Genomic DNA, 25,017 nt, shown 5'->3' with positions numbered 1-25,017 from the left:
GGGATACCGCGTGAAGCGTCTGCTGTGGCTCGGCGTCGGTTTGGCCGTCGGCGCCCTGGTCGTCCGCAAGCTGAACCAGAAGGCCAACGAGTTCACCCCGACGGGCATCGCCACCTCGCTGTCGGAATCCGCTGGCGGCTTGGTCGAGTCGATGCGTAGCTTCGTGGAGGACGTTCGCGACGGCATGGCCGAGCGGGAACAGCAGATCCACGAGGCGTTCGCCGCCGGGGAGCTGTACGAGGACAAGTTCGCCGAGCTGCGTGACGATGCGCAGCCCGGCTCGCAGGAGGGAAATCGATGAGAACGGCGGAAGTCAAGCGGCGCTTCCTGGCGCATTTCGAGGCGAACGGGCACACGGTGGTCCCGAGTGCCCCGCTGCCGGCTATCGACGACCCGAACCTGCTGTTCATCAACGCCGGCATGGTGCAGTTCGTCCCGTTCTTCCTGGGCCAGCAGGCCGCACCGTACGACCGCGCCGCGAGTGTGCAGAAGTGCATCCGCACGCCGGACATCGACGAGGTCGGCAAGACCTCCCGGCACGGCACGTTCTTCCAGATGAACGGCAACTTCTCGTTCGGCGACTACTTCAAGGCGGACGCGATCCGGCTGGCGTGGGAGCTGTCGACGAAGCCGGTCGAGGAGGGTGGTTTCGGTCTGGACCCGGAGAAGATCTGGGCGACCGTCTACCTGGACGACGACGAGGCCATCGAGATGTGGCTGCGGACCGGTCTGCCGGCGGAGCGGATCGTGCGCCGCGGCAAGAAGGACAACTTCTGGTCGATGGGCATCCCCGGCCCGGCCGGCCCGTGCTCGGAGCTGTACTACGACCGCGGCCCGGCGTACGGCCAGGAGGGCGGTCCGGAGGTCGACGAGGACCGGTACCTGGAGTTCTGGAACCTGGTCTTCATGCAGCACGAGATCACCGACGTGAAGTCGAAGGAAGAGTTCACGATCGTCGGTGACCTGCCGAAGCAGAACATCGACACCGGCATGGGCCTGGAGCGCATCGCGTCGATCCTGCAGGGTGTCGACAACCTGTACGAGATCGACGAGGTCAAGCCGATCCTGGCGAAGGCCGCCGAGATGACCGGCAAGGAGTACGGCAAGCAGTCCGGGCACGCCGCGTCCGAGAGCCACCCGGACGACGTGCGCCTGCGGGTGATCGCCGACCACGTGCGGACCGCGCTGATGCTGATCGCCGACGGCATCGTGCCGTCGAACGAGGGCCGCGGCTACGTGCTGCGCCGCATCATGCGCCGGGCGATCCGGGCGATCCGCCTGCTCGGCTGGCAGGAGCCGGCGCTGCCGATCCTGCTGCCGATCGCGCGGGACTGCATGGCCCCGTCGTACCCGGAGGTGGCCAAGGAGTTCGGCCGCATCTCGACCTACGCCTACGCGGAGGAGGAGGCGTTCCTCTCCACGCTGAAGGCGGGCACCAACATCCTGGACACGGCGATCACCGAGTCGAAGTCCAAGGGGAGCTCCCAGCTGAGCGGCGACAAGGCGTTCCAGCTGCACGACACGTACGGCTTCCCGATCGACCTGACCCTGGAGATCGCGCAGGAGCAGGGTCTGCAGGTCGACCAGGAGGGCTTCCGCCGGCTGATGGCCGACCAGCGGAACCGGGCGAAGGCGGACGCGGCGGCGCGCAAGACGGGCCACGCGGACCTGTCGGCGTACCGTTCGGCGCTGGAGGCGGGCGGCGCGGTCGAGTTCACCGGTTACCAGGAGATCACCCGTGAATCCCGGGTGCGGGCGCTGATCGGCGCCTCCGGAAAACAAGAGGTGGCCGGCGAGGGTGACTTCGTCGAGCTGGTCCTGGACACCACCCCGTTCTACGCGGAGGGCGGTGGCCAGCAGGCCGACACCGGCGTGATCAACGTCGGCAACGGCCGGCTGGAGATCGTCGACGTGCAGCAGCCGATCCCGGGCCTGATCGTGCACAAGGCGCGGGTCGTCCGGGGTGAGGTGCGGGCCGGTGAGACGGCGCTCGCCGAGATCGACGTGACCCGCCGCAAGGCGATCTCCCGGTCGCACACCGCGACCCACCTGGTGCACCAGACGATGCGCAACTTCCTCGGTGAGTCGGCGACCCAGGCGGGTTCGCTGAACGCGCCGGGCCGGCTGCGGTTCGACTTCCACACCCCGGGCGCGGTCAGCCCGTCGGTGCTGTTCGACGTCGAGCAGCAGATCAACGAGGTGCTGCTGAGCGACCTCGAGGTCAACGCGTTCGTCACCTCGCAGGAGGAGGCGCGCCGGCTCGGTGCGATGGCGCTGTTCGGCGAGAAGTACGGCGACGAGGTCCGGGTCGTCGAGGTCGGTGACTACGCGCGGGAGCTGTGCGGTGGCACCCACGTGGCCCGGTCCGGCCAGCTGGGCCTGGTGAAGATCCTCAACGAGCAGTCGATCGGTTCCGGCGTACGGCGTGTCGAGGCTCTTGTCGGTCTGGACGCCTTCAGCTTCCTGGCCAAGGAGCACCTGCTGGTGTCGCGACTGGCGGACCTGTTCCGGGTGCCCGGTGACCAGGTCGCCGACCGGGTCGAGCAGACCGTCACGGCGCTGCGCGACGCGGAGAAGGAACTCGAGAAGATGCGCGCGCAGATGGTCCTGGGTGGGGCGGGCGCGCTCGCCGGCCAGGCCAAGGACGTGCGTGGTGTGGCCTACGTGGGCACCGAGGCGCCGGAGGGGGCGGCCGGCAACGACGTCCGTACCCTCGCGCAGGAGGTTCGCGGCAAGATCGACGCCGCGCGTCCGGCGGTGGTCGCGGTGACCGCGCGTTCCAACGGCAAGGCGTCGCTGATCGTGGCGGTCAACGCGGCGGCCAAGGGCCGGGGCGTGTCCGCGCAGGATCTGGTGAAGGCGGCGCTGTCCGGCCGGGGTGGCGGCAACGCCGATCTGGCGCAGGGCGGCGGCGTGCCCGCGGATCAGGCGCCGGTGTTGCTGGCCGCCGTCGAAAAGGCGCTGGGCGACCTGGCGTAGAGGTCTAGATTTAAGGACGCCCCGGGAATCTCCCGGGGCGTCCTGCTTTTATTTCACCCAAAGTGACCAAAAATGTCCTCTCTGTGGGTCGTTTCTTAGCGGAACTTTAGGGCTTGTACCGGGTGGCGGCACACGTACGGGTGATGCGGTTAAGCTCTTGGCGCGATCGGGAGAGCGATCATCTACGGAGTCGATCGCTACGCTTCGCATCAAGCGTTCGGTACGGGAGGCACGTGTTGGTGCTGTGCAGGTTGAAGGCGTGACTCGACAATTCGCTCGGGGCGTCCGCCTCGGGGTGGACGTGGGGCAGGTGCGTGTCGGGGTGGCGAGATGCGACCCGGACGGGATTCTGGCCAGCCCGGTGGTGACCGTGCCGCGGGACCGGGAGACCGGTGACGACGGCACACCGAAGGACATGACGGAACTGGCCCGGCTGACCGCCGAGTTCGAGGCGGTCGAGGTCGTGGTGGGGCTGCCGGTGGCTCTGAACGGGCGTGAGGGCGTGGCGGCCGGCCACATCCGGGCGTACGTCGACCGGCTCGCGCCACTGCTCGCGCCGGTTCCGGTGCTGCTGACCGACGAGCGCATGTCGACCGTCGTGGCCAGCCGCCGGTTGTCCGAGCGAGGTGTCAAGGGCAAGCGCCAGCGTGCGGTCGTCGACCAGGCGGCGGCCGTCGAGATCCTGCAGAGCTGGCTCAACGCGCAGCGGAGGCAGACCTAAAGTGATCGGCGAGATGGAAGATCTCAAGTACGAGGACAACCCGGACCCCGGGCGATGGCGACATCGCAAAGAGAAGGGGGCCGGCCGGTCTGCCATGGTGTTCGTCGTGGTGCTGCTGCTGTTCGGCGTCCTCGGCGGCGGCGCCTGGTTCGGCTGGAACCGGTACTCCGGCTACTTCTTCGCGGCGGACTACGACGGCCCGGGCACCGGTGAGGTGGTCGTCGCGGTCAAGAAGGGCGACGGCGGCTCCGCGATCGGCGCGACCCTGGAGACGGCCGGGGTGGTGAAGAGCGCCAAGGCCTTCGTCAACGCGGCGGCCGACGATCCGAAGAGCACCACCATCCAGGTCGGATCGTACAAGCTCCGTAAACAGATGAAGGCGACCGACGCGCTGGCCATGCTGCTGGACCGCAAGAACATGACGGTCAACGGCGTGACCATCCCCGAGGGCTGGACCAAGATGCAGGTCTTCGAGGAGTTCTCGAAGAAGACCGGCATCGAGTACGCGGAGTTCGAGACCGCCGCCAAGGACATCTCGAAGCTCGGGGTGACCGCGGAGTGGCTCAAGCGCACCGACGGCAAGAAGGTCGACAAGTCCAACATCGAGGGCTTCCTCTACCCGGCGACGTACGAGCTGCCGGAGAAGCCGACCGCCGACGGCATCCTCAAGGCGATGGTCAAGAACTTCAACGCCGAGATGGACAAGCTGAACTTCGCCGCCACGGTCCAGGAGAAATACGACATCTCGCCGTACGAGGCCCTGGTCGCGGCGTCGATCACCCAGGTCGAGGCGCTGCTGCCGGAGGACATGGGCCCGACCACCCGGGTGCTCTACAACCGGGCGTACTCCGGCAAGTTCCCGTGTGAGTGCCTCCAGCTGGACAGCACCGTCAACTACTGGTTGCGGCTGCAGGGCAAGGAGGGCAAGTCCTCCGAGAAGCTGACGGTCGACGAGCTGCACGGTGAGGACAACCCGTACCGGTACAACGTGAAAGGTATGGCGATCGGCCCGATCAGCAACCCGGGGGACATCGCTCTCAAGGGTGCACTGGACGCCAAGAAGAGCCCGTACTACTTCTTCGTGACGGTCAACGCGGCGGGCAAGATGGCGTACGGGAAGACCTTCGCGGAGCACGAGGCGAACATCCAGATCGCGTGCAAGAACGGTATTCCGATCTGCTGAGGTTCACGAGCACGGTCGAGTGGCCGATCGGAGTTGCTCCGGTCGGCCACCGCCGTTAGGCAGGTTCAGGGGTGGGCGGCGGGGTATCGATGTGGGTATGGTGCCCGTCAGTGCTGATGCGGCCGCGGTGGCGATCCCGCGAAGTCGGCCGAACTGGCAGCGGAGGCAGACGACATGATCGATGAACTGGACGTTGCGTTCGAGGAAGAGGACGCCGAGCAGACCGGGACGGACCGAAAACGCCGGTCCGGGAAGGGCGCCGGCAAGTCCGCCGTCGCCATGTTCCTGACCCTGCTGCTGTTCGCGGTGCTGGGTGGTGGCGTCTACTACGGCTACACCAAGGTGGCCGACTTCTTCGTCGCCGCCGACTACGACGGCTCCGGCAGCAACCCGGTCGAGGTGACCATCGCCAAGAACTCGTCGCTGACCGAGATCGGCAACGAGCTGGTCGAGTCGGACGTGGTGAAGAGCACCAAGGCGTTCCTCAACGCCGCCGAGGCCGAGCCGCGCAGCAAGAACATCCAGTCCGGGACGTATGTGCTGCGCCGCCAGATGTCCGCCGCGTCGGCGGTCACCCAGCTGCTCGACCCGAACACCCGGCTCAGCAAGGGCGTGACCATCCCCGAGGGCAAGACCCTCAAGGGCACCTACGACCTGCTCGCCAAGGCCACCGGCATCCCGGTCAAGGATTTCCAGGAGGCCGCGAAGGACCCCGAGGCGCTGGGTGTGCCGGACTGGTGGTTCAAGCGCAACGACGGCAAGCAGGTGTCCAAGACCGCGGAGGGCTTCCTCTTCCCGGACACGTACGAGTTCGACCCGAAGGCGAATGCCACCCAGGTGCTGCGCACGATGGTGGAGCACTTCCTCACCGTCACCGGCGAGATCGGGTTCGCCGACGGGGTGCAGCAGAACCTGGGCGTCTCGCCGTACGAGGCCCTGATCGTGGCGTCACTGGCCGAGGCCGAGGCGGGCGTTCCGGCTGATCTGCCCAAGGTGGCCCGGGTCGCCTACAACCGGGCGTACAAGAAGAAGATGCCCTTGCAGTTCGATGTGACCACGAACTACTGGCTGGAGCTGAGCGGCAAGAAGGCCAAGCACTCGGGCAAGCTGACGGTGGCCGAGATGACCGACCCGAAGAACCCGTACAACTCGGAGAACGTGGTCGGCCTGCCGGTCGGCCCGATCAACAGCCCCGGCAAGGCCGCCCTGACCGGCGCGATGAAACCGCCGACGGCGTCCTGGCTGTTCTTCGTCGCGGTCGACAAGAAGGGCAATTCGGCGTTCGCCTCCACCGACGGCGAACACGAGAAGAACAAGAAGAAGGCCTGCGCCAACGGGATCCCGCTGTCCGACTGCTGACGCCGCGTGTGGGTGAGGGCAGCGGGCACGGGTGCACCCGTAGAGTGAGTCGCGTGCAGAAGAAGCCCGAGGAGACTTTGCCGGCCGCGAGGAAGGCCGCGGTGTGCGGCAAGCCGATCGCGCACTCGCTCTCGCCCTTCATCCACACCGCTGGTTATCAGGCCGCCGGCCTGGACGGCTGGAGTTACACCTCGATCGAGTGCGCCGAGTCGGAGCTGCCCGATCTGGTCGCCGGGCTCGGCCCGGAGTGGGCCGGCCTGTCGCTGACCATGCCTCTCAAGGAGGCGGCGCTGAAACTGGCCGCCTCGGCCTCGCCGCTGGCGATCGCGGTCGGCTGCGCCAACACCCTGGTCCGCCAGGCGGACGGCACGTGGCACGCGGACAACACCGACGTCCCCGGCATGGTGCACGTGCTGCGGGACGCGGGCCTGGGCCTGAGCCGTGGCCGGCACGCGGTCAAGGAGGCGCCGCCCCGGATCACCGTGCTGGGTGGTGGCGGCACCGCGCGGGCCGCACTGGCCGCCGCCGCCGAGCTGGGCGCCGAGGCGGTCAACGTGGTGACCCGCCGGGCCGAGGCCCGCGAGGAGCTGGGCCCGGTCGCGGTCGCGCTCGGCCTGAACCTGGTCGGTGTCTCCTGGCCGGAGGCGGCCGGGGCGTTCGACGCCGACGCGGTCATCTCCACCGTGCCCAAGGGTGCCGCCGACGACCTGGCCGGCCGGGTCACCTGGAAACCCGGCAGTGTGTACTTCGACGCCCTCTACGACCCGTGGCCGACCCCGCTGGCCGCCTCGGCGCTGCAGCACGCGGTCACCGTGGTCTCCGGGCTGGACCTGCTGCTGGCGCAGGCGCTCGGCCAGTTCGAGCAGTTCACCGGCCTGCCCGAGGCGCCGCAGGACGCGATGCGCCGGGCTCTGGAGGACGCGGTCAAGAGCCGGGTCTGAGAACCGGCAGCTGATGTCCGCAGGGCGGGACGGAGGCGCCCACCCGCCGTCACGTACCGTGGCCGTGCCAGACTGTTGCGGTGTTGCGCTGGCTGACTGCAGGGGAATCGCATGGACCGGCGCTCGTCGCCATGCTGGAGGGTGTGCCCGCCGGCGTCGAGGTGACGAGCGCGGACATCACCCGTGATCTGGTACGGCGACGGCTCGGCTACGGCCGCGGCGCCCGGATGAAGTTCGAGCAGGACGAGCTCGAGATCATCGGTGGCATCCGGCACGGGGTGACGCTGGGCTCGCCGGTGGCGATCCGGGTGGGCAACAGCGAGTGGCCCAAGTGGGAGACCGTGATGGCGGCCGACCCGGTGGACCCCGAGGTGCTCGCCGCCCAGTCCCGCAACGCGGCGCTGACCCGCCCGCGTCCCGGTCACGCCGACCTGGCCGGCATGCAGAAGTACGGCCACACCGACGCCCGCCCGATCCTGGAGCGCGCCAGTGCCCGGGAGACCGCGGCCCGGGTCGCCGTCGGCGTGGTCGCCAAGCAGCTGATCAGGCAGGCGCTCGGCATCGAGATCGTCTCGCACGTGATCGAGCTGGGCTCGGTCGCCGCCAAGCCGGGCGTGATCCCGACCCCGGACGACTTCGACCGCATCGACGAGGACCCGCTGCGCTGCCTCGACCCGGAGGCCAGTGCCCGGATGGTGGCCGAGGTCGACGCCGCGAAACAGGACGCGGACACGCTCGGCGGCATCGTCGAGGTGCTGGCGTACCACGTGCCGCCGGGTCTCGGATCGCACGTCCAGTGGGACCGCAAGCTCGACGCCCGCCTGGCCACCGCCCTGATGTCGATCCAGTCGGTCAAGGGTGTGGAGATCGGTGACGGCTTCACCCAGGCCCGTTCGCGGGGTTCGGTCGCGCACGACGAGATCGTCCCGACGCCGGACGGGGTCAAGCGGATCACCGACCGGGCCGGTGGGCTGGAGGGTGGCATCACCAACGGCGAGCCGCTGCGGGTGCGTGCCGCGCTGAAGCCGATCTCGTCGCTGAACCGGGCGCTGCAGACCGTCGACATCGTCACCGGTGAGGCGACCACCGCGATCAACCAGCGTTCCGACGTCTGTGCGGTCCCGGCCGGCGCGGTCGTCGCCGAGGCGATGGTCGCCCTGGTGCTGGCCGAGGCCGCGACCGAGAAGTTCGGTGGCGACTCGGTGGCCGAGATCCGCCGCAACCTGGCGGCGTACCTCGACAACCTGATCATCCACTGATGGCCCCGGTCGCGGTCTTCGTCGGCGTGATGGGCGCCGGCAAGACCACCGTCGGTCAGGCGGTCGCGGCGGAGCTGGGCGTGCCGTTCGCCGACACCGACCTGATCATCGAGGCGCGGGCCGGCAAGCCGATCCCGGAGATCTTCGTCGACGAGGGCGAGGACACGTTCCGGGTGATGGAACGTGAGACCGTCGCGTCGTCGCTGGAGACCTTCGGTGGTGTGCTCGCGCTGGGCGGCGGGGCGATCCTCGACGAGGGCACCCGGAAGCTGCTCGCCGCCCACACGGTCGTCTACCTCTCGGTGGAGCTGACCGACGCGATCAAACGGGTCGGCCTGGGCGCGGGCCGCCCGCTGCTGGCCCTGAACCCGCGGGCCACCCTGAAATACCTGCTGGACCAGCGCCGGCCCCTCTACCAGGAGGTGGCCACCCACACGGTGATCACCGACGGCCGCGCGGAGCCGGAGATCACCGCCGAGGTCATCGCCCTGCTGAAACCCTGACCCCGGCTCGCCGTCCTCAGCACCCCGGCTCGCCGTCCTCAGCCGATCCGGCTCTCGATCGCCTCGATCCGCTTGACCAGCGGGGCCAGGGCCGCGGTCAGCAGGGCGGCCGGGGAGGACGCGGCGTCGTGCGAGGCGGACGGGCTGGTGGCCCGGAGGTGGGCGTAACCCTCCAGGGCCGCGGCCACCGTGCGCCGGGCCGCCTTGCCGTCGACGGCCCGGGAGCGCAGCAACTCGCCGGCCGCGCCGTCCGGTTCGGCGGCCAGGCCGATCAGCAGATGCTCGCAGCCCACGTAGTTGTGACCGAGGCCGATCGCCTCGCCGACGGTGAGTTCCAGGGCGACCGCCGCCGAAGAGCTGAACCTCAGTGTGCCGTCGGCGGCGGCCGGCTCGGCCACGGCCGGGGCGATGAGCGAGGAAGGGGCCACGTCCATCGAGTTGAGCAGGCGCAACGCCAGGTTCTGACCCTCGGTGAGGACGCCGTGCAGCAGGTCACCGGTGGTGACGGCGGACGTTCCGGATTCGGTGGCCCGGCGGGCCGCCAGCGAGATCACGGTGATCAGGCGCGTGGTGAAGGTCGGCAACTGTTCAGCGATCCGTTCGGGGTCGAGGTCGGTGAGGGCCGCCTGGCGGATCGTGGTGATCCGGCGGACCGCATGCTCCAGGGCGCGCTGGCAGATCGGTGAGACGGGCAGGCCGGTGTCGCGGACGGCTTCGGCGAGATCGTCCGGCAGGTACACGTTGATTTTCGGCATGCGTAAAGGTGTAACCCCTGTGGGGTCATCTGTATATAACCCCATCAAGGCCCGCGGCCGTACGCATAGGGTGTACAACCGTGGTGACGCGTATTCCGGTGACGGGTGACCGTCCATATGACGTGGTCGTGGGCCGAGGGCTGGCCGGCGAACTGCCCGCGATGATCGACGGCGCGGCGCGGGTGGCGGTCCTGCACCCGCCGACGCTGCGTGAGCGCGCCGAGGCGGTGGCGAGATCGGCGGGCGCCGTGACGGTGGTGCCGATCGAGGTGCCGGACGCCGAGGCCGGCAAGACGGTCGACGTCGCCGCCCGCTGCTGGGACGAGCTCGGCGCCGCCGGTTTCACCCGGACGGATGTCGTCGTCGGTGTCGGCGGCGGGGCGACCACCGACCTGGCCGGTTACGTGGCCGCCGCCTGGCTGCGCGGGGTCCGCTGGGTGCCGGTGTCCACGTCGGTGGCCGGCATGGTCGACGCCGCGGTCGGCGGGAAGACCGCTGTCAACATCGGGGCCGGCAAGAACCTGGTCGGCGCGTTCCACCCGCCCGCCGGGGTGATCTGCGACCTGGACGCGCTGGACACGCTGCCCGCCGAGGACGTGGCGGCCGGCCTGGCCGAGGTGGTGAAGGGCGGTTTCATCGCCGACCCGCGGATCCTCGAGCTGGTCGAGGCCGATCCGGCGCGGGCTCTGGATCCGCGCTCGGACGTGCTGCGCGAGCTGATCGAGCGCAAGATCCGGGTGAAGGCGGACGTGGTCGGGGTCGACCTCAAGGAGTCCGGGCTGCGCGAGATCCTGAACTACGGGCACACCCTGGGTCACGCGATCGAGCGACGGGAACGGTACTCGTGGAAGCACGGGCACGCCGTCGCGGTCGGGATGATCTTCGCGGCCGAGCTGGGCCGGCTCACCGGGCGGCTGGACGAGGCCACCGCGGCGCGGCACCGGAGCATCCTGGAGACGCTCGCCCTGCCCACGTCGTACGACAAACAGGCCTTTGACGAGCTGCTGCCCGCGATGCGCGTCGACAAGAAGGCGCGGGCGGCGACCTTGCGTTTTGTGGTCCTGGACGGCCTGGCGAAGCCGGGCGTCCTGACCGGCCCGGATGAGGACCTGCTGCGCGAGGCGTACGCGGCGGTGGCCCGATGATCTACGTGTTGAACGGGCCGAACCTGGGCCGGCTGGGCCTGCGTGAACCGGGCGTCTACGGCTCGGCCAGTTATCAGGACCTGGTCGAGATGTGCGAAAGCGCCGGCGAGTCGCTGGGTGTGACCGTCGAGGTGCGGCAGACCAACGCCGAGCACGAGATGCTGGAGTGGCTCTACCAGGCCGCCGACGAGGGCGCCGACGTGGTGCTCAATCCGGGCGCCTGGACCCACTACAACTACGCGGTCCGGGACGCCTGCGCGATGTTGCGCGGCAAGCTGGTCGAGGTGCACATCTCGAACGTGCACACCCGGGAGGAGTTCCGGCACCACTCGGTGATCTCCGCGGTCGCCACCGGAGTGATCGCCGGGCTCGGTTTCGACGGTTATCGGCTTGCTCTGGAGCACATCGCGCGGTAGGCCCGATTCGCCCCCGGCGGGTTCACGCCGGTAGAGTGGTTCGGTCACCGATAACCGTCAAGATCAAGGCAGGACATGGCTTCCACCAACGAACTTAAGAACGGCCTGGTTCTCAACCTCGACAAGGAGCTGTGGTCCGTCGTTGAGTTCCAGCACGTGAAGCCGGGTAAGGGCCCCGCCTTCGTGCGCACCACGCTGAAGCACGTCCTGTCCGGCAAGGTGGTCGACAAGACCTTCAACGCCGGCACCAAGGTCGAGACGGCGACCGTCGACAAGCGCTCGATGCAGTATCTGTACCAGGACGGCGAGGACTACGTCTTCATGGACCTGGACACCTACGAGCAGATCCACGTCCCCGGCGCCACCGTCGGTGACAACGCGAACTACCTGCTCCCCGAGGCCGAGGTCACGGTCGCGCTGCACGAGGGTGTGCCGCTCTACATCGAGCTGCCGACCAGCGTCTTCGTCGAGGTCACCTACACCGAGCCGGGCCTGCAGGGCGACCGCTCCACCGGCGGCACCAAGCCGGCCACGATCGAGACCGGCGCCACCGTCAACGTCCCGCTCTTCATCACCACCGGTGAGAAGATCAAGGTCGACACCCGCGACGGCCGCTACCTCGGCCGCAGCTGATGGCCGAAGGTCCCAGGAAGGAACGGCTCGCACGTCGCAAGGCCCGCAAGCGCGCGCTCGACGTCCTCTTCGAGGCCGACCTGCGTGATCTACCGCCGAGCCAGGTGCTGTTGACGTACCTGGACCGGATCGCCAAGCCGCACCCCGAGCACCTCGAGTACTCGAAGACACTCATCGACGGGGTGGCCAAGCACCTCGACCGGATCGACGAGCTGATCGCGAGTTACGCCGAGGGCTGGACCATCGACCGGATGCCGGCGGTGGACCGGAATCTGGCCCGGATCGCGGTGTACGAGTTGCTCTTCGAGCCCGACGTCGACGACCCGGTGGCGATCACCGAGGCGGTCGAGCTGGCGAAGGAGATGTCGACCGACGACAGCCCGCGGTTCCTCAACGGTCTGCTGGACCGGATCGCGGCTTTCGCGACACGCTGATCTCATACGAAAAGGCCCGGATCATCTGATCCGGGCCTTTTCCTTGTCCAGATCCGGGAAATGCGAAAGCCCGCGCCGTGGGGACGCGGGCTTTACGGGGGGCGCTACTGGGTGTTGCTGATTTTGTTCAGCTGAGTGGCTGGCTCAGATGAGGAAAACGCTTGCTGGATCAGCTGGCGAAAAACGCGCGGGGGTCGGCCACCAGGACACCCTGCTCGGTCAGGCGCTCGATGAGGCCGGACGGCGAGATGTCGTAGACGATGGCGAGGGCGCGCAGGTCGTCGGCCCGGATGGACAGGACGCGGCCGTTGTAGTCACCGCGCTGCTGCTGGATGGCCCGGGCGTAACGAGCCACGTAGGCGAGGTCCTCGCCGGTGGTGTCGTACAGCTTCTCGAGATCCAGGACGATCTTGTTGGTGGCCTCGAGGCGGATGCCGCTGCCGTCGGGCAGCAGTTCCGAGACGGGAACACGGTAGAAGTCGGCCAGTTCGGCCAGACGCGACACGGTGACCGCGCGGTCGCCGCGCTCGTACGAGCCCACCACGACCGCCTTCCAGCGGCCGTTGGACTTCTCTTCGACGCCCTGCAGGGACAGGCCCTGCTGCTGGCGGATGGAGCGCAGGCGAGCGCCCAGCGACTTCGCGTACTCAGACGGCATATGGACACTCCCGGTACTGTGCTGGCACCGCGGGGGCTTCTTTCCCCACGGATCGCTACGCTGCGTGACGGTACGGAGTTTGCGACCGCCGGTCAAGTGTTGGTTACCGATGAGTCGCGAGGTTCGGCCACAAAGTCACCGGCTGTATCCCAAGTAGACGTGATATGTCCGGTCTGCTCCAGTCAGGCACGTCACCATGGTCAACGCTGCGTTCACTGGTAACGTAGCGTCAGCCATCGGGCCGGGTTTTCCCAGCCTGACCGACATCCTTTAACGACCCGTCCCGTGAGGCGGGGAAGGAGGTCCGCCGTGGCGCAGCCACGCGCAGACGCGCCCAGCAAGATCATTCTGGAAGGGTCCGACCTGCATCGGGTCGTCGACCGCATCGCGCATCAGATCCTCGAGAAGACCTCCGGCGCCACCGGCACCGTGCTGCTCGGCATCCCCACCCGCGGTGTTCCGCTCGCGCACCGGCTGGCCGCCCGGATTCACGCCTTCGAGGGCGTCGAGGTCCCGGTGGGCTCCCTGGACATCACGCTCTACCGCGACGATCTGCGCCTCAAGGCCACCCGCGCGCTCGGCCGCACCGAGCTGCCGCCGGCCGGCATCGACGGCCTGCGGGTCATCCTCGTCGACGACGTGCTCTTCTCCGGCCGCTCGGTGCGCGCCGCGCTGGACGCGCTCAAGGACCTCGGCCGGCCCAGCTCGGTGCAGCTCGCGGTGCTGGTCGATCGCGGTCACCGGCAGTTGCCGATCCGCGCCGACTACGTCGGCAAGAACATCCCCACCGCGCTCGCCGAGAGTGTCAAGGTGGCCCTCACCGAGACCGACGGCGCCGACGAGGTACGCCTGATCGGAGGCTTGAGTTGATCAAGCACCTGCGCTCCGCCGCCGACCTGGACGCGGACACCGCCACCCTGATCCTGGACACCGCGGCCGAGATGGCGGCGCTGTCCGGGCGCGAGGTCAAGAAGCTGCCCGCGCTGCGCGGCCGGACCGTGGTCAACCTCTTCTACGAGGACTCGACCCGCACCCGGATCTCGTTCGAGGCGGCCGCCAAGCGGCTCTCCGCCGACGTGATCAATTTCTCCGCCAAGGGTTCCAGCGTCTCCAAGGGCGAGAGCCTCAAGGACACCGCGCTGACCCTGCAGGCGATGGGCGCCGACGCCGTGGTGATCCGGCACTCGGCCAGCGGCGCGCCGCACCGGCTGGCGAACTGGGTCGAGGGCTCGGTCGTCAACGCCGGCGACGGCACCCACGAGCACCCGACGCAGGCTCTGCTCGACGCGTACACGATGCGGTCCCGCCTGGGTCGTCTCGACGGCCTCAAGGTGGCCATCGTCGGCGACGTGCTGCACAGCCGGGTCGCCCGCTCCAACATCCTGCTGCTGTCGACGCTGGGAGCGCGGGTCACGGTGGTCGGCCCGCCCACGCTGATCCCGCTGGATCTGACCGACAAGGCCCAGGTTTCGTACGATCTGGACGCCGTCCTGCCGGACAGTGACGTGGTGATGATGCTGCGCGTGCAGACCGAGCGCATGCAGGACTCCTACTTCCCGTCGGCGCGGGAGTACAGCCGCCGTTACGGGCTCGACGTGCCCCGGCTCCGGAAGCTGCCGGAGCACGCGATCGTCATGCACCCCGGCCCGATGAACCGGGGGATGGAGATCGCGCCCGAGGTCGCCGACTCGCCCCGCTCCACCATCGTCGAACAGGTCGCCAACGGCGTCAGTGTCCGGATGGCCGTCCTCTACCTGCTGCTGGGAGGCAAGTGATGGCGTACCTGCTCAAGGGCGTCTCGATCCTCGGTGCTTCGCCGACGGACCTTTATATCGCGGATGGCGTCATCTCCGACAAACCGGTCGACGGCGCGGAGGTCATCGACGCCGCCGGCCTCGTCGCCCTGCCCGGCCTGGTGGACGTGCACACCCACCTGCGCGAACCGGGCCGGGAGGACGCCGAGACCGTCGACACCGGATCCCGGGCCGCCGCGCTCGGCGGCTACACCGCGGTCTGCGCGATGGCGAACACCTCGCCGGTCGCCGACACCGCCGGTGTGGTCGAGCAGGTCTGGCGCCTGGGCCGGGAGGCCGGGCTGGTCGACGTGCAGCCGATCGGCGCCGTCACCGTCGGCCTGGCCGGCAAGCAGATGGCCGAGCTGGGCGCGATGGCCACCTCGGCGGCCAACGTGCGGATCTTCTCCGACGACGGCTTCTGCGTCGCCGACCCGAAGCTGATGCGCCGTGCCCTGGAGTACGTGAAGGCGTTCGACGGCGTCATCGCCCAGCACGCCGAGGAGCCCCGGCTCACCGAGGGTGCGCAGATGCACGAGGGCGAGGTCAGCACCCGCCTGGGTCTGACCGGCTGGCCCGCGGTCGCCGAGGAGGCGATCATCGCCCGCGACGTGCTGCTCGCCGAGCACGTCGGCAGCCGCCTGCACGTCTGCCACGTCTCCACCGCCGGTTCGGTCGAGGTGCTGCGCCAGGCCAAGGCGCGCGGCGTCCGCGTGACGGCCGAGGTCACCCCGCACCATCTGCTGCTCACCGACGAGCTCGCGGCCGGCTACGACCCGGTCTTCAAGGTCAACCCACCGTTGCGTACGCGCAAGGACGTCGAAGCCCTCCGCCGGGCCCTGCTCGACGGGGTCATCGACGTGGTGGCCACCGACCACGCCCCGCACGCGGTGCAGGACAAGGAATGCGAGTGGTCGTACGCCCGCCCCGGCATGCTCGGTCTGGAGACCGCCCTGCCGATCGTGCTGAGCGTCTTCGGCCCGCAGTGGGACCTGATCGCCGACCGGATGTCGATCGCCCCGGCCCGCATCGCCGGGCTGGACGGGCACGGCGGTGACCTGACGAAGGCCGGAACCCCGGCCAACCTGACGCTGGTGGATCCCTCGGTGCAGCGGGTCGTCGACCCGGCCGAGCTGGCCAGCCGCAGCCGCAACACGCCGTACGCCGGCATGACCCTGCCCGGTCGCATCGTCGCGACCTTCCTGCGGGGCGAGGCCACGGTTCTGGACGGAAAGGCAGTCAAGTGACCAAGGCGATCCTCGTGCTGGAGGACGGTCGCACGTTCCACGGCACCTCCTACGGCGCCGTCGGTGAGACGTTCGGTGAGGCGGTGTTCACCACCGGCATGACCGGCTACCAGGAGACGCTGACCGACCCGTCGTTCCACAAGCAGGTCGTGGTGCAGACCGCGCCGCAGATCGGCAACACCGGCGTCAACGCCGAGGACGACGAGTCGGACCGGATCTGGGTCTCCGGCTACGTGGTCCGCGACCCGGCCCGCCGCCCGTCGAACTGGCGCTCCACCGGCGACCTGGGCGACCGCCTGGCCGACGAGGGTGTCGTCGGCATCAGCGGCATCGACACCCGGGCCCTGACCCGGCACCTGCGGGACCGGGGCGCGATGCGGGTCGGCATCTCCTCGCTCGACCTGGACGCCGAGAAGCTGCGCCAGCGGATCCTGCACCAGCCGCAGATGCTCGGCGCCGACCTGTCCGCGCAGGTCACCACCTCCTCGCCGTACGTCGTCGAGGCCGAGGGCGAGCACCGGTACACGGTCGCCGCACTGGACCTGGGCATCAAGCGCAACGTCTCCCGGCGGCTCGCCTCCCGGGGCGTGACCACGCACGTCTTCCCGGCGTCGTCGAGCATCGAGGACCTGCTCGCGGTCGGCCCGGACGCGGTGTTCTTCTCGCCCGGCCCCGGTGACCCGGCCACCGCCGACGGCCCGGTCGCCCTGGCACGCGAGGTGATGCGCCGCGAGGTGCCGCTGTTCGGCATCTGCTTCGGCAGCCAGATCCTCGGGCGGGCGCTCGGCTTCGGCACCTACAAGCTGGGCTACGGCCACCGCGGTATCAACCAGCCGGTGCTCGACAGGACCACCGGCAAGGTCGAGGTGACCAGCCACAACCACGGGTTCGCGGTGGACGCCCCGATCGGCGAGCGCATCGACACCGAGTTCGGCGGGGTCGAGGTCTCGCACGTCTGCCTCAACGACAACGTGGTCGAGGGCCTGCGGGGCCTGGAGGTCCCGGCTTTCACCGTCCAGTACCACCCCGAGGCCGCCGCCGGCCCGCACGACGCCGACTACCTGTTCGACCGCTTCGTCGAGCTCGTCGAGAAGAAGGGCTGAGTTCAGTGCCGAAGCGCGAGGACATCAAACATGTGATGGTGATCGGGTCCGGCCCGATCGTCATCGGCCAGGCCTGCGAGTTCGACTACTCCGGCACCCAGGCCTGCCAGGTGCTGCGGGCCGAGGGCATCCGGGTCTCGCTGGTCAACTCCAACCCGGCCACGATCATGACCGACCCGGAGTTCGCCGACGCCACCTACGTCGAGCCGATCACGCCGGAGTTCGTCGAGCTGGTCATCGCCAAGGAGCGGCCGGACGCGATCCTGCCGACCCTGGGCGGCCAGACCGCGCTGAACACCGCGATCGCCCTGCACGAGGCGGGCGTCCTGGAGAAGTACGGCGTCGAGCTGATCGGCGCCAACGTGGACGCCATCCGCAAGGGTGAGGACCGGCAGCTCTTCAAGGACATCGTGGCGCTCGCCGGTGGCGAGACCCCGCGCTCGCGGGTCTGCCACTCGATGGACGAGGTCCGGGACACCGTCGCCGAGATTGGCCTGCCGGTCGTGATCCGGCCGTCGTTCACCATGGGCGGCCTGGGTTCCGGCATGGCGCACAGCCCCGAGGACCTGGAGCGGATCGCCGGCGCCGGCCTGGCCGCGTCCCCGGTGACCGAGGTGCTCATCGAGGAGAGCGTGCTCGGCTGGAAGGAGTACGAGCTCGAGCTGATGCGCGACAAGCACGACAACGTCGTGGTCGTCTGCTCGATCGAGAACATCGACCCGATGGGCGTGCACACCGGCGACAGCGTGACCGTGGCCCCGGCCATGACGCTCACCGACCGGGAGTACCAGAAGCTGCGCGACCTGGGCATCGCGGTGCTGCGTGAGGTCGGCGTGGACACCGGCGGCTGCAACATCCAGTTCGCGATCAACCCGGACGACGGCCGGATGATCGTGATCGAGATGAACCCGCGGGTGTCCCGCTCGTCGGCACTGGCGTCGAAGGCGACCGGCTTCCCGATCGCCAAGATCGCGGCGAAGCTGGCCATCGGCTACACCCTGGACGAGATCCCGAACGACATCACGCTCAAGACGCCCGCCGCCTTCGAGCCGGCGCTGGACTACGTGGTCGTCAAGATCCCGCGGTTCGCGTTCGAGAAGTTCCCCGGCGCCGACAAGGAACTCACCACCACGATGAAGTCGGTCGGCGAGGCGATGAGCCTGGGCCGCAACTTCAGCGAGGCGCTGAACAAGGCGATGCGCTCGATGGAGACCTCCTTCGCCGGCTTCTGGACCGGGCCGAACCTGTCGGACGATCTTCCGGAGCTGCTGGAGGCGCTGCGGACGCCGCACGACGGCCGTCTCTACACCGTGGAGAAGGCGCTGCGCCTGGGCGCCACCGTCGAGCAGGTGCACGAGGCGTCCGGCCGGATCGACCCCTGGTTCCTGGACGAGATCAAGGCCCTGGTCGACCTGCGCGAGGAGATCCTGGCCGCGCCGGTCCTCGACGAGGAGCTGCTGCGCCGGGCCAAGCGCGCGGGGCTGTCCGACAAGCAGATCGCCGGGCTGCGGCCGGAGTTCGCCGGGGAGGACGGGGTCCGCGCCCTGCGTCACCGGCTCGGGCTGCGGCCGGTCTACAAGACCGTCGACACCTGTGCGGCCGAGTTCGAGGCGAACACCCCCTACCACTATTCGTCGTACGACGAGGAGACCGAGGTCGTCCCGAGCGACCGTCCGAAGGTGATCATCCTGGGTTCCGGTCCGAACCGGATCGGCCAGGGCATCGAGTTCGACTACTCCTGTGTCCACGCCGTACAGGCGCTGCGGGGTGTCGACTTCGAGACCGTGATGGTGAACTGCAACCCGGAGACGGTGTCCACCGACTACGACACCGCCGACCGGCTCTACTTCGAACCGCTGACCTTCGAGGACGTCCTCGAGGTGGTCCACGCCGAGGACAGTTCCGGTAAGGCCGCCGGTGGTCCCGGTGTCGTCGGCGTGATCGTCCAGCTCGGCGGGCAGACCCCGCTCGGCCTGGCGAACCGGCTCAAGGCCGCCGGCGTCCCGATCGTCGGCACCAGCCCCGAGTCGATCGACCTGGCCGAGGACCGTGGCCTGTTCGGCACGCTGCTGTCCGACAACGATCTGCGCTCGCCGGACCACGGCACCGCCACCAGCTTCCCCGAGGCCAAGGCGATCGCCGACACGATCGGCTACCCGGTGCTGGTCCGGCCGTCGTACGTGCTGGGTGGCCGGGGTATGGAGATCGTCTACGACGAGCCGACCCTGCAGGGTTACATCGAGCGGGCCACCGAGATCTCCCCGGACCACCCGGTGCTCGTCGACCGGTTCCTCGACGACGCCATCGAGATCGACGTGGACGCGCTCTGCGACGCCACCGGCGAGGTCTACCTGGGCGGCGTGATGGAGCACATCGAGGAGGCCGGCATCCACTCCGGCGATTCGGCCTGCTCGCTGCCGCCGATCACCCTGGCCGCCTCGCACATCGCCGAGGTCCGCCGCTACACCGAGTCCCTCGCCCGGGGCATCGGCGTGCGCGGCCTGATGAACGTGCAGTACGCGCTCAAGGACGAGACCCTCTACGTGCTGGAGGCCAACCCGCGCGCCTCCCGGACCGTGCCGTTCGTCTCCAAGGCGACCGCGGTCCCGCTGGCCAAGGCGGCCGCCCGGATCATGCTCGGCGCCACCATCGCCGAGCTGCGCGCGGAGGGCATGCTGCTGCCCACCGGTGACGGCGGCACCGTCCCGGCCGGTGCGCCGATCGCCATCAAGGAGGCGGTGCTGCCGTTCAAGCGGTTCCGCACCCTCTCCGGCAAGAACGTGGACAGCCTGCTCAGCCCGGAGATGAAGTCGACGGGCGAGGTGATGGGCATCGACGCCGGCTTCGGTCACGCGTTCGCCAAGTCGCAGGCCGCCGCGTACGGATCGCTGCCGACGTCCGGCAAGGTGTTCGTCTCGGTCGCGAACCGGGACAAGCGCTCGATGATCTTCCCGGTGAAGCGGCTCGCCGACCTGGGCTTCGGCATCGTCACCACGGCCGGGACCGGTGAGGTGCTGCGGCGGTACGGCATCGACTGCGAGATCGTCCCCAAGCACTACGAGGACCCGTCGACGAAGAACGCGGTCGAGTTGATCCTGGCCGGCGAGATCTCGCTGATCATCAACACCCCGCAGGGGTCCGGCGCGAGCGCCCGCCGGGACGGGTACGAGATCCGCAGCGCCGCGGTCACCGCCGACGTGCCGAGCATCACCACGGTGCCCGGCGCGGCCGCCGCGGTGATGGGCATCGAGGCCCTGCGCGCCGGTGACATGAGCGTCCGGCCGCTGCAGGAGCTGCACAAGATGCTCCGGAGCTCGTAATGGGTCTCTTCACCAGCGTCGCCCGGCCGGCACTGTTCCGGCTGGGCGGCGGGGACGCCGAGCACGCCCACGAGTGGACCCTCAACCAGCTGGCGAAGCTGCCCGCTCCGGCGCTGGCCGCGATGCGCCGCTGGTACACGTTCGCCAACCCGGTCGAGGTCTTCGGCGTCCGGTTCCCGAACCGGGTCGGCCTGGCCGCCGGCGTCGACAAGAACGGGCTCGCGCTGCGGGCCTGGCCGGCGCTCGGGTTCGGCTTCGTCGAGGTCGGCACGGTCACCGCGAAACCGCAGCCGGGCAACGACAAGCCGCGCCTGTTCCGGGCCAAGGCCAGCGAGGGCATCGTCAACCGGATGGGCTTCAACAACGCCGGCGCGGCGGCCCTCGCCGACCGGCTGGCCGAGCTGGGCCCGCTCGACGTGCCGCTGGGGATCTCGCTCGGCAAGTCCAAGGTCACGCCGCTGGAGGACGCGGTCGAGGACTACCTGACCTCGTACCGGCTGCTGCACCCGTACGCCGACTACATCGCGGTCAACGTCTCCTCACCGAACACCCCCGGCCTGCGTACGTTGCAGGACAAGGACGCGATCGCCGGGCTGCTGAAGGCGCTGGCCGGCCCGGTCCCGGTGCTCGTCAAGATCGCCCCGGACCTGACCGAGCCGGCCATCGCCGAGCTTCTCGAGGTCTGCCTGGACCACGGCGCGGCCGGGATCATCGCGACCAACACCACGCTGTCCCGGGACGGCCTCGCTCCTGAGGACCAGCACCTGGCGAGCGAGGCGGGCGGCCTGTCCGGCGCCCCGCTGACCGCCAAGGCCCGCGAGGTGGTCCGGTTCGTGCACACCGAGACCGGCGGGAAGCTGCCGATCATCGGGGTGGGCGGGATCATGTCGGCCGACGACGCCGCCCGCATGCTGGACGCCGGGGCGGCGCTGGTGCAGCTCTACTCCGGGTTCATCTACCGGGGCCCGGACCTGGTGCTCGAAGTCGCCCGGGGGGCCCGCCCGTCCCGGGTGTCCGCCGCACGATGAGCCCGGCCGGGCGCGACGAACTGATCGCACTCGACCGGGCGCACGTCTGGCACCCGTACGGCCCGATGCCCGGGCGCAGCGACCCCTACCTGGTGGAGAGCGCCGAGGGCGTCCGGCTGCGGCTGGCCGACGGCCGGGAGCTGGTCGACGGGATGTCGTCGTGGTGGGCCGCGATCCACGGGTACCGCAACCCGGTGCTGGACGCGGCCCTGGCCGAGCAGGCCGGCCGGATGAGCCACGTGATGTTCGGCGGGCTCACCCACGAGCCGGCCATCGCCCTGGCCACCGAACTCGTCGAGATCACCCCGGCCGGCCTGGAGCATGTCTTCCTCTGCGACTCCGGCTCGGTCGGGGTCGAGGTGGCGATCAAGATGGCCCTGCAGGCCCAGCGCGCTCTCGGGCGGCCGGGCCGGCAGCGGCTGGCCACCTGGCGCGGCGGTTACCACGGTGACACCTTCCACCCGATGAGCGTCTGCGACCCGGTCGGCGGCATGCACTCGCTCTGGACCGGGGTGCTGACCGCCCAGGTCTTCGCCGGCCCGCCGCCCGCCGAGTTCGACGAGGCCTACGCCGCCGAGCTGGTCACCATGATCGAGCGGCACGCGGACGAGATCGCCGCGGTGATCGTCGAACCGGTCGTGCAGGGCGCCGGCGGGATGCGGTTCCACCATCCGGAGTACCTGCGGGTGCTGCGGGAGGCGACCGCCGCGCACGGGATCTTCCTGATCTTCGACGAGATCGCCACCGGTTTCGGCCGGACCGGGCGGTTCTTCGGCGCCGATCACGCGGGTGTCAGCCCGGACATCATGTGCCTGGGCAAGGCCCTCACCGGGGGATACCTGACCCTGGCCGCCACCCTGTGCACCGCCGCGGTGGCCGAGGCGATCTCGGCGGGGGAGGGCGGCGGGCTCGCGCACGGGCCGACCTTCATGGGCAATCCGCTCGCCTGCGCGGTCGCCGGAGCCTCTCTGCGGCTGTTGCGGGGGGAGAGCTGGGTCCAACCCGTACGAAAGATCGAAAAAGGCCTCAGGGACGGTCTGGAGCCGCTTCGCGGGGCGCCGGGGGTCGCCGACGTGCGGGTCCTGGGCGCTATCGGCGTCGTTCAGCTCGATCACGACGTGGACATCCCCCGGGCGACCGCCGCGGCCGTCGCCGAGGGCGTGTGGCTGCGGCCGTTCCGGGACCTGATCTACACCATGCCGCCGTTCGTCACCGAGGAGGCGGACGTGGCCCGAATCGCCGCCGGAATCGCCGCCGCGGTGGCTGCCGGCTGACTCGAAAGTGGGAATTGTTGATGGAAACCTTCGGTGAACGACTCCATGCGGCGGTAGCGGAGCGTGGTCCCCTCTGCGTCGGCATCGATCCGCACGCCGCTCTGCTGTCCCGCTGGGGCCTTCCGGACGATGTCTCCGGCCTGGAACGCTTCGCCCGTACGGTCGTCGAAGCGGTGGCCGATCGGGTAGCTGTTCTGAAGCCGCAGTCAGCTTTTTTTGAGAGATTTGGGTCACGCGGCGTCGCGGTTCTAGAGTCAACTATCCGACAGTCCAAAGAGGCCGGCGCTCTTGTCCTGTTGGACGTGAAGCGCGGCGACATCGGCTCGACGATGGCCGCGTACGCCGACGCGTATCTGAATCCGGCCAGCACTCTCTGTAGTGACGCGATTACGGTGAGTCCCTATCTCGGAGTCGGTTCGCTGGCCCCGGCGTTCGAATCCGCGGCCGCTCACGGGGGTGGTGTCTTCGTGTTGGCGCTCACCTCGAACCCCGAGGGGCCGGCCGTCCAGCACGCCGTCGGCGCCGGGGGCAGGACCGTCGCGCAAACCGTGATCGATGAGATTTCCCAGGTCAACGCGGGTGCGCGGCCGCTCGGAAGTCTCGGGCTCGTCGTCGGCGCGACGATCGGCGAGACCGGCCACGACCTCTCCGCGGTCAACGGGCCGCTGCTCGCGCCGGGCCTCGGAGCCCAGGGCGGAACCCCTGATGACCTGCGCGCGGTCTTCGGTGAGAGCCTTCACAACGTGTTGCCGTCGTACTCACGCGAAGTTCTGTCCGCCGGGCCGTCGATCGCCGATTTGCGGGCCGCGACGGAGCGCGTTCTGGACGGCGTCCGGACCGCGCTCGGGTGAAACGGCCTGCATAGCAGGGTTCCGATCAGGCGTTTCCGGGGTACCCCCACGTTGCCGAAAGCGGTTTTGACCGCTAGTTTTCCCGGCGCTAGGGAACCACATGCCCCTTTGGTTCCCTGGCACACCACGTTTCACAGAAGCGCCGGTATTGAACTACCGCCGCTCAGGGACCTGAGGAGAACTGGTGCCGCTCCCGTCATTGAGCCCCGAACAGCGTCAGGCTGCGCTGGAGAAGGCCGCGGAAGTTCGCAAGGCTCGGGCTGAGCTGAAGGAACAGCTCAAGTCCGGCAAGACCACCCTCGCCGCCGTGCTCGAGCGCGCGGAAGGCGACGAGGTCGTCGGCAAGCTGAAGGTTTCGGCTGTGCTTCAGGCACTGCCGGGCATCGGCAAGATCCGCGCGACGCAGATCATGGAGAAGCTGAAGATCGCCGAGAGCCGCCGGCTCCGGGGTCTCGGCGACCAGCAGCGCAAGGCCCTCCTGGGGGAGTTCGCTGCGAACTGACTCATCGGCTCGTGTAGGAATGAGCCGTGAGCATGGATGACGACGCGCGCCCGGCAGCCCGCCTCACTGTTCTCTCCGGCCCCTCCGGGGTCGGGAAGGACAGTGTGATCGAGCTGATCCGGGCGCGCTCGCCGTGGATCAAACTCTCGGTGTCGGTGACGACACGCAAGATGCGCGACTACGAGACCGACGGCGAGCACTACCACTTCGTAAGCAGGTCCGAGTTCCAGCGCCTGGTCGACGGTGATCAGCTCCTGGAGTGGGCGGAATTCGCGGGCAACCTCTACGGCACACCCCGCGCGCAGGTCGAGGGCTGGCTCCGACAGGGCCGGCCTGTTTTGTTGAAGATCGACCTACAGGGCGCCCGGCAGGTCCGTGCCGCCATGAAGGAAGCCCAGCTGGTCTTCCTGGCCCCGCCGAGCGTCGAGGAGCTGCAGCGGCGCCTCATCGGCCGGGGGACCGACGACGAGGAGACGATCAAGCGCCGTCTGGCTCACGCGGACGAGGAACTCGCCGCGGAATCCGAGTTCGACCACACCGTCGTCAACGACTTCGTCGAGCGTGCAGCGGATGAGCTGGTAGGATTGCTCGGTTCGTTACACCTCGCACACGAGCATTGATATTCCGAGGATTAAGGACTTCACCACAGTGGGAACCATCGCGAACCCCGAAGGCATCACCAACCCGCCGATCGACGAGCTGCTCGACAAGACCTCGTCGAAGTACTCGCTGGTGATCTTCGCGGCCAAGCGCGCCCGCCAGGTCAACGCCTACTACAGCCAGCTCGGTGAGGGTCTGCTGGAGTACGTCGGTCCCCTCGTGGAGACCACGCCGCAGGAGAAGCCGCTGTCGATCGCGATGCGCGAGATCAACGCCGGTCTGCTCACCGCAGAGGCGACCGACAACCCGTAAC

25 protein-coding genes are annotated in these 25,017 nt (G+C 69.2%); 23 read left to right on the top strand and 2 right to left on the bottom strand.

What is annotated here, in order from left to right:
* Positions 1-10: 10 nt before the first annotated feature.
* From Aco03nite_RS08485 to Aco03nite_RS08450, 8 genes are all read left to right on the top strand, one after another.
* On the top strand, positions 11-301 hold the full coding sequence (locus tag Aco03nite_RS08485; RefSeq protein WP_203794219.1) for a hypothetical protein: 291 nt from the start codon (positions 11-13) through the stop codon (positions 299-301).
* A complete protein-coding gene (gene alaS / locus Aco03nite_RS08480; protein ID WP_203794218.1) occupies positions 298-2,979 on the top strand; it encodes an alanine--tRNA ligase in 2,682 nt (893 codons plus the stop codon). Before Aco03nite_RS08485 ends, alaS begins: the two co-directional genes overlap by 4 nt.
* A 259-nt stretch (positions 2,980-3,238) precedes the next feature.
* Positions 3,239-3,700, top strand: a complete 462-nt coding sequence (ruvX, locus tag Aco03nite_RS08475) for a Holliday junction resolvase RuvX (protein WP_203794217.1) — start codon at positions 3,239-3,241, stop codon at positions 3,698-3,700.
* A 13-nt stretch (positions 3,701-3,713) separates the two neighbouring features.
* Entirely contained in the window at positions 3,714-4,883 is a 1,170-nt protein-coding gene (gene mltG, locus Aco03nite_RS08470) for an endolytic transglycosylase MltG (protein ID WP_203794216.1), read from the top strand.
* Between the two features lie 174 nt (positions 4,884-5,057).
* A complete protein-coding gene (mltG, locus tag Aco03nite_RS08465; protein WP_203794215.1) occupies positions 5,058-6,242 on the top strand; it encodes an endolytic transglycosylase MltG in 1,185 nt (394 codons plus the stop codon).
* 77 nt (positions 6,243-6,319) lie between these two features.
* Positions 6,320-7,183: a shikimate dehydrogenase gene (locus Aco03nite_RS08460; protein ID WP_203794319.1), complete on the top strand. Its 864-nt coding sequence runs from the start codon at positions 6,320-6,322 to the stop codon at positions 7,181-7,183.
* 80 nt (positions 7,184-7,263) lie between these two features.
* A complete protein-coding gene (aroC, locus tag Aco03nite_RS08455) occupies positions 7,264-8,442 on the top strand; it encodes a chorismate synthase (RefSeq protein ID WP_203794214.1) in 1,179 nt (392 codons plus the stop codon).
* The gene (locus tag Aco03nite_RS08450) at positions 8,442-8,945 is read left to right on the top strand and encodes a shikimate kinase (RefSeq protein ID WP_203794213.1); all 504 of its coding nucleotides are present in this window, start codon (positions 8,442-8,444) and stop codon (positions 8,943-8,945) included. Before aroC ends, Aco03nite_RS08450 begins: the two co-directional genes overlap by 1 nt.
* Positions 8,946-8,983: 38 nt before the next feature.
* Here the strand turns inward: Aco03nite_RS08450 and Aco03nite_RS08445 are convergent, their stop codons facing one another.
* Positions 8,984-9,700 carry a Clp protease N-terminal domain-containing protein gene (locus Aco03nite_RS08445; RefSeq protein WP_203794212.1) on the bottom strand — a complete coding sequence of 239 codons (717 nt, stop codon included), beginning with the start codon at positions 9,698-9,700 and terminating at the stop codon, positions 8,984-8,986.
* 80 nt (positions 9,701-9,780) lie between these two features.
* Here Aco03nite_RS08445 and aroB point away from each other — a divergent pair, with 80 nt between their 5' ends.
* From aroB to nusB, 4 genes are all read left to right on the top strand, one after another.
* Complete coding sequence (aroB, locus tag Aco03nite_RS08440; RefSeq protein ID WP_203794211.1) at positions 9,781-10,845, top strand: 3-dehydroquinate synthase; 1,065 nt, start codon at positions 9,781-9,783, stop codon at positions 10,843-10,845.
* Entirely contained in the window at positions 10,842-11,261 is a 420-nt protein-coding gene (gene aroQ / locus Aco03nite_RS08435) for a type II 3-dehydroquinate dehydratase (RefSeq protein WP_203794210.1), read from the top strand. The genes aroB and aroQ overlap by 4 nt, the downstream gene beginning before the upstream one ends.
* Before the next feature lie 75 nt (positions 11,262-11,336).
* Complete coding sequence (efp, locus tag Aco03nite_RS08430; RefSeq protein ID WP_203794209.1) at positions 11,337-11,894, top strand: elongation factor P; 558 nt, start codon at positions 11,337-11,339, stop codon at positions 11,892-11,894.
* The gene (gene nusB / locus Aco03nite_RS08425) at positions 11,894-12,328 is read left to right on the top strand and encodes a transcription antitermination factor NusB (RefSeq protein ID WP_203794208.1); all 435 of its coding nucleotides are present in this window, start codon (positions 11,894-11,896) and stop codon (positions 12,326-12,328) included. Before efp ends, nusB begins: the two co-directional genes overlap by 1 nt.
* A 169-nt stretch (positions 12,329-12,497) precedes the next feature.
* Here the strand turns inward: nusB and bldD are convergent, their stop codons facing one another.
* Positions 12,498-12,986, bottom strand: coding sequence for a transcriptional regulator BldD (bldD, locus tag Aco03nite_RS08420; RefSeq protein WP_014446326.1), 489 nt, complete (start codon positions 12,984-12,986; stop codon positions 12,498-12,500).
* A gap of 309 nt (positions 12,987-13,295) precedes the next feature.
* On the opposite strand from bldD, the gene pyrR reads away from it, so the two are divergent.
* The 11 genes from pyrR to rpoZ all read left to right on the top strand — a co-directional run bounded on the left by pyrR (position 13,296) and on the right by rpoZ (position 25,016).
* Positions 13,296-13,856, top strand: a complete 561-nt coding sequence (pyrR, locus tag Aco03nite_RS08415) for a bifunctional pyr operon transcriptional regulator/uracil phosphoribosyltransferase PyrR (protein WP_203794207.1) — start codon at positions 13,296-13,298, stop codon at positions 13,854-13,856.
* Positions 13,853-14,761: an aspartate carbamoyltransferase catalytic subunit gene (locus Aco03nite_RS08410; protein ID WP_203794206.1), complete on the top strand. Its 909-nt coding sequence runs from the start codon at positions 13,853-13,855 to the stop codon at positions 14,759-14,761. The genes pyrR and Aco03nite_RS08410 overlap by 4 nt, the downstream gene beginning before the upstream one ends.
* Positions 14,758-16,026 (top strand): dihydroorotase, encoded by a 1,269-nt coding sequence (locus Aco03nite_RS08405; protein WP_203794205.1) that lies wholly within the window; start codon positions 14,758-14,760, stop codon positions 16,024-16,026. The genes Aco03nite_RS08410 and Aco03nite_RS08405 overlap by 4 nt, the downstream gene beginning before the upstream one ends.
* Positions 16,023-17,129 (top strand): glutamine-hydrolyzing carbamoyl-phosphate synthase small subunit, encoded by a 1,107-nt coding sequence (gene carA, locus Aco03nite_RS08400; protein WP_203794204.1) that lies wholly within the window; start codon positions 16,023-16,025, stop codon positions 17,127-17,129. The genes Aco03nite_RS08405 and carA overlap by 4 nt, the downstream gene beginning before the upstream one ends.
* Positions 17,130-17,134: 5 nt before the next feature.
* Entirely contained in the window at positions 17,135-20,449 is a 3,315-nt protein-coding gene (carB, locus tag Aco03nite_RS08395) for a carbamoyl-phosphate synthase large subunit (protein ID WP_203794203.1), read from the top strand.
* Positions 20,449-21,477 (top strand): quinone-dependent dihydroorotate dehydrogenase, encoded by a 1,029-nt coding sequence (locus Aco03nite_RS08390; protein ID WP_203794202.1) that lies wholly within the window; start codon positions 20,449-20,451, stop codon positions 21,475-21,477. The genes carB and Aco03nite_RS08390 overlap by 1 nt, the downstream gene beginning before the upstream one ends.
* A complete protein-coding gene (locus Aco03nite_RS08385; protein WP_203794201.1) occupies positions 21,474-22,751 on the top strand; it encodes an adenosylmethionine--8-amino-7-oxononanoate transaminase in 1,278 nt (425 codons plus the stop codon). Before Aco03nite_RS08390 ends, Aco03nite_RS08385 begins: the two co-directional genes overlap by 4 nt.
* Before the next feature lie 20 nt (positions 22,752-22,771).
* Positions 22,772-23,602, top strand: a complete 831-nt coding sequence (pyrF, locus tag Aco03nite_RS08380) for an orotidine-5'-phosphate decarboxylase (RefSeq protein ID WP_203794200.1) — start codon at positions 22,772-22,774, stop codon at positions 23,600-23,602.
* A 184-nt stretch (positions 23,603-23,786) separates the two neighbouring features.
* Entirely contained in the window at positions 23,787-24,104 is a 318-nt protein-coding gene (gene mihF / locus Aco03nite_RS08375) for an integration host factor, actinobacterial type (protein WP_043528493.1), read from the top strand.
* Between the two features lie 32 nt (positions 24,105-24,136).
* Positions 24,137-24,724 (top strand): guanylate kinase, encoded by a 588-nt coding sequence (gene gmk / locus Aco03nite_RS08370; RefSeq protein ID WP_203794199.1) that lies wholly within the window; start codon positions 24,137-24,139, stop codon positions 24,722-24,724.
* A 28-nt stretch (positions 24,725-24,752) separates the two neighbouring features.
* Positions 24,753-25,016, top strand: a complete 264-nt coding sequence (rpoZ, locus tag Aco03nite_RS08365; RefSeq protein ID WP_015623990.1) for a DNA-directed RNA polymerase subunit omega — start codon at positions 24,753-24,755, stop codon at positions 25,014-25,016.
* The last annotated feature ends 1 nt before the right edge of the window (position 25,017 follow it).

The sequence above is a fragment of the Actinoplanes couchii genome (genome assembly GCF_016862075.1).
Lineage (GTDB): Bacteria > Actinomycetota > Actinomycetes > Mycobacteriales > Micromonosporaceae > Actinoplanes > Actinoplanes couchii.
This window is presented reverse-complemented; position numbering and strand designations above follow the sequence as displayed.

Excerpts from the sequence above, each read along its gene's own strand:
- alaS (WP_203794218.1), top strand. The coding sequence starts at position 298 with ATGAGAACGGCGGAAGTCAAGCGGCGCTTCCTGGCGCATTTCGAGGCG.
- mltG (WP_203794216.1), top strand. The coding sequence starts at position 3,714 with ATGGAAGATCTCAAGTACGAGGACAACCCGGACCCCGGGCGATGGCGA.
- mltG (WP_203794215.1), top strand. The coding sequence starts at position 5,058 with ATGATCGATGAACTGGACGTTGCGTTCGAGGAAGAGGACGCCGAGCAG.
- Aco03nite_RS08450 (WP_203794213.1), top strand. The coding sequence starts at position 8,442 with ATGGCCCCGGTCGCGGTCTTCGTCGGCGTGATGGGCGCCGGCAAGACC.
- Aco03nite_RS08445 (WP_203794212.1), bottom strand. The coding sequence starts at position 9,700 with ATGCCGAAAATCAACGTGTACCTGCCGGACGATCTCGCCGAAGCCGTC.
- aroQ (WP_203794210.1), top strand. The coding sequence starts at position 10,842 with ATGATCTACGTGTTGAACGGGCCGAACCTGGGCCGGCTGGGCCTGCGT.
- efp (WP_203794209.1), top strand. The coding sequence starts at position 11,337 with ATGGCTTCCACCAACGAACTTAAGAACGGCCTGGTTCTCAACCTCGAC.
- nusB (WP_203794208.1), top strand. The coding sequence starts at position 11,894 with ATGGCCGAAGGTCCCAGGAAGGAACGGCTCGCACGTCGCAAGGCCCGC.
- bldD (WP_014446326.1), bottom strand. The coding sequence starts at position 12,986 with ATGCCGTCTGAGTACGCGAAGTCGCTGGGCGCTCGCCTGCGCTCCATC.
- Aco03nite_RS08390 (WP_203794202.1), top strand. The coding sequence starts at position 20,449 with ATGGGTCTCTTCACCAGCGTCGCCCGGCCGGCACTGTTCCGGCTGGGC.
- Aco03nite_RS08385 (WP_203794201.1), top strand. The coding sequence starts at position 21,474 with ATGAGCCCGGCCGGGCGCGACGAACTGATCGCACTCGACCGGGCGCAC.
- pyrF (WP_203794200.1), top strand. The coding sequence starts at position 22,772 with ATGGAAACCTTCGGTGAACGACTCCATGCGGCGGTAGCGGAGCGTGGT.
- gmk (WP_203794199.1), top strand. The coding sequence starts at position 24,137 with ATGGATGACGACGCGCGCCCGGCAGCCCGCCTCACTGTTCTCTCCGGC.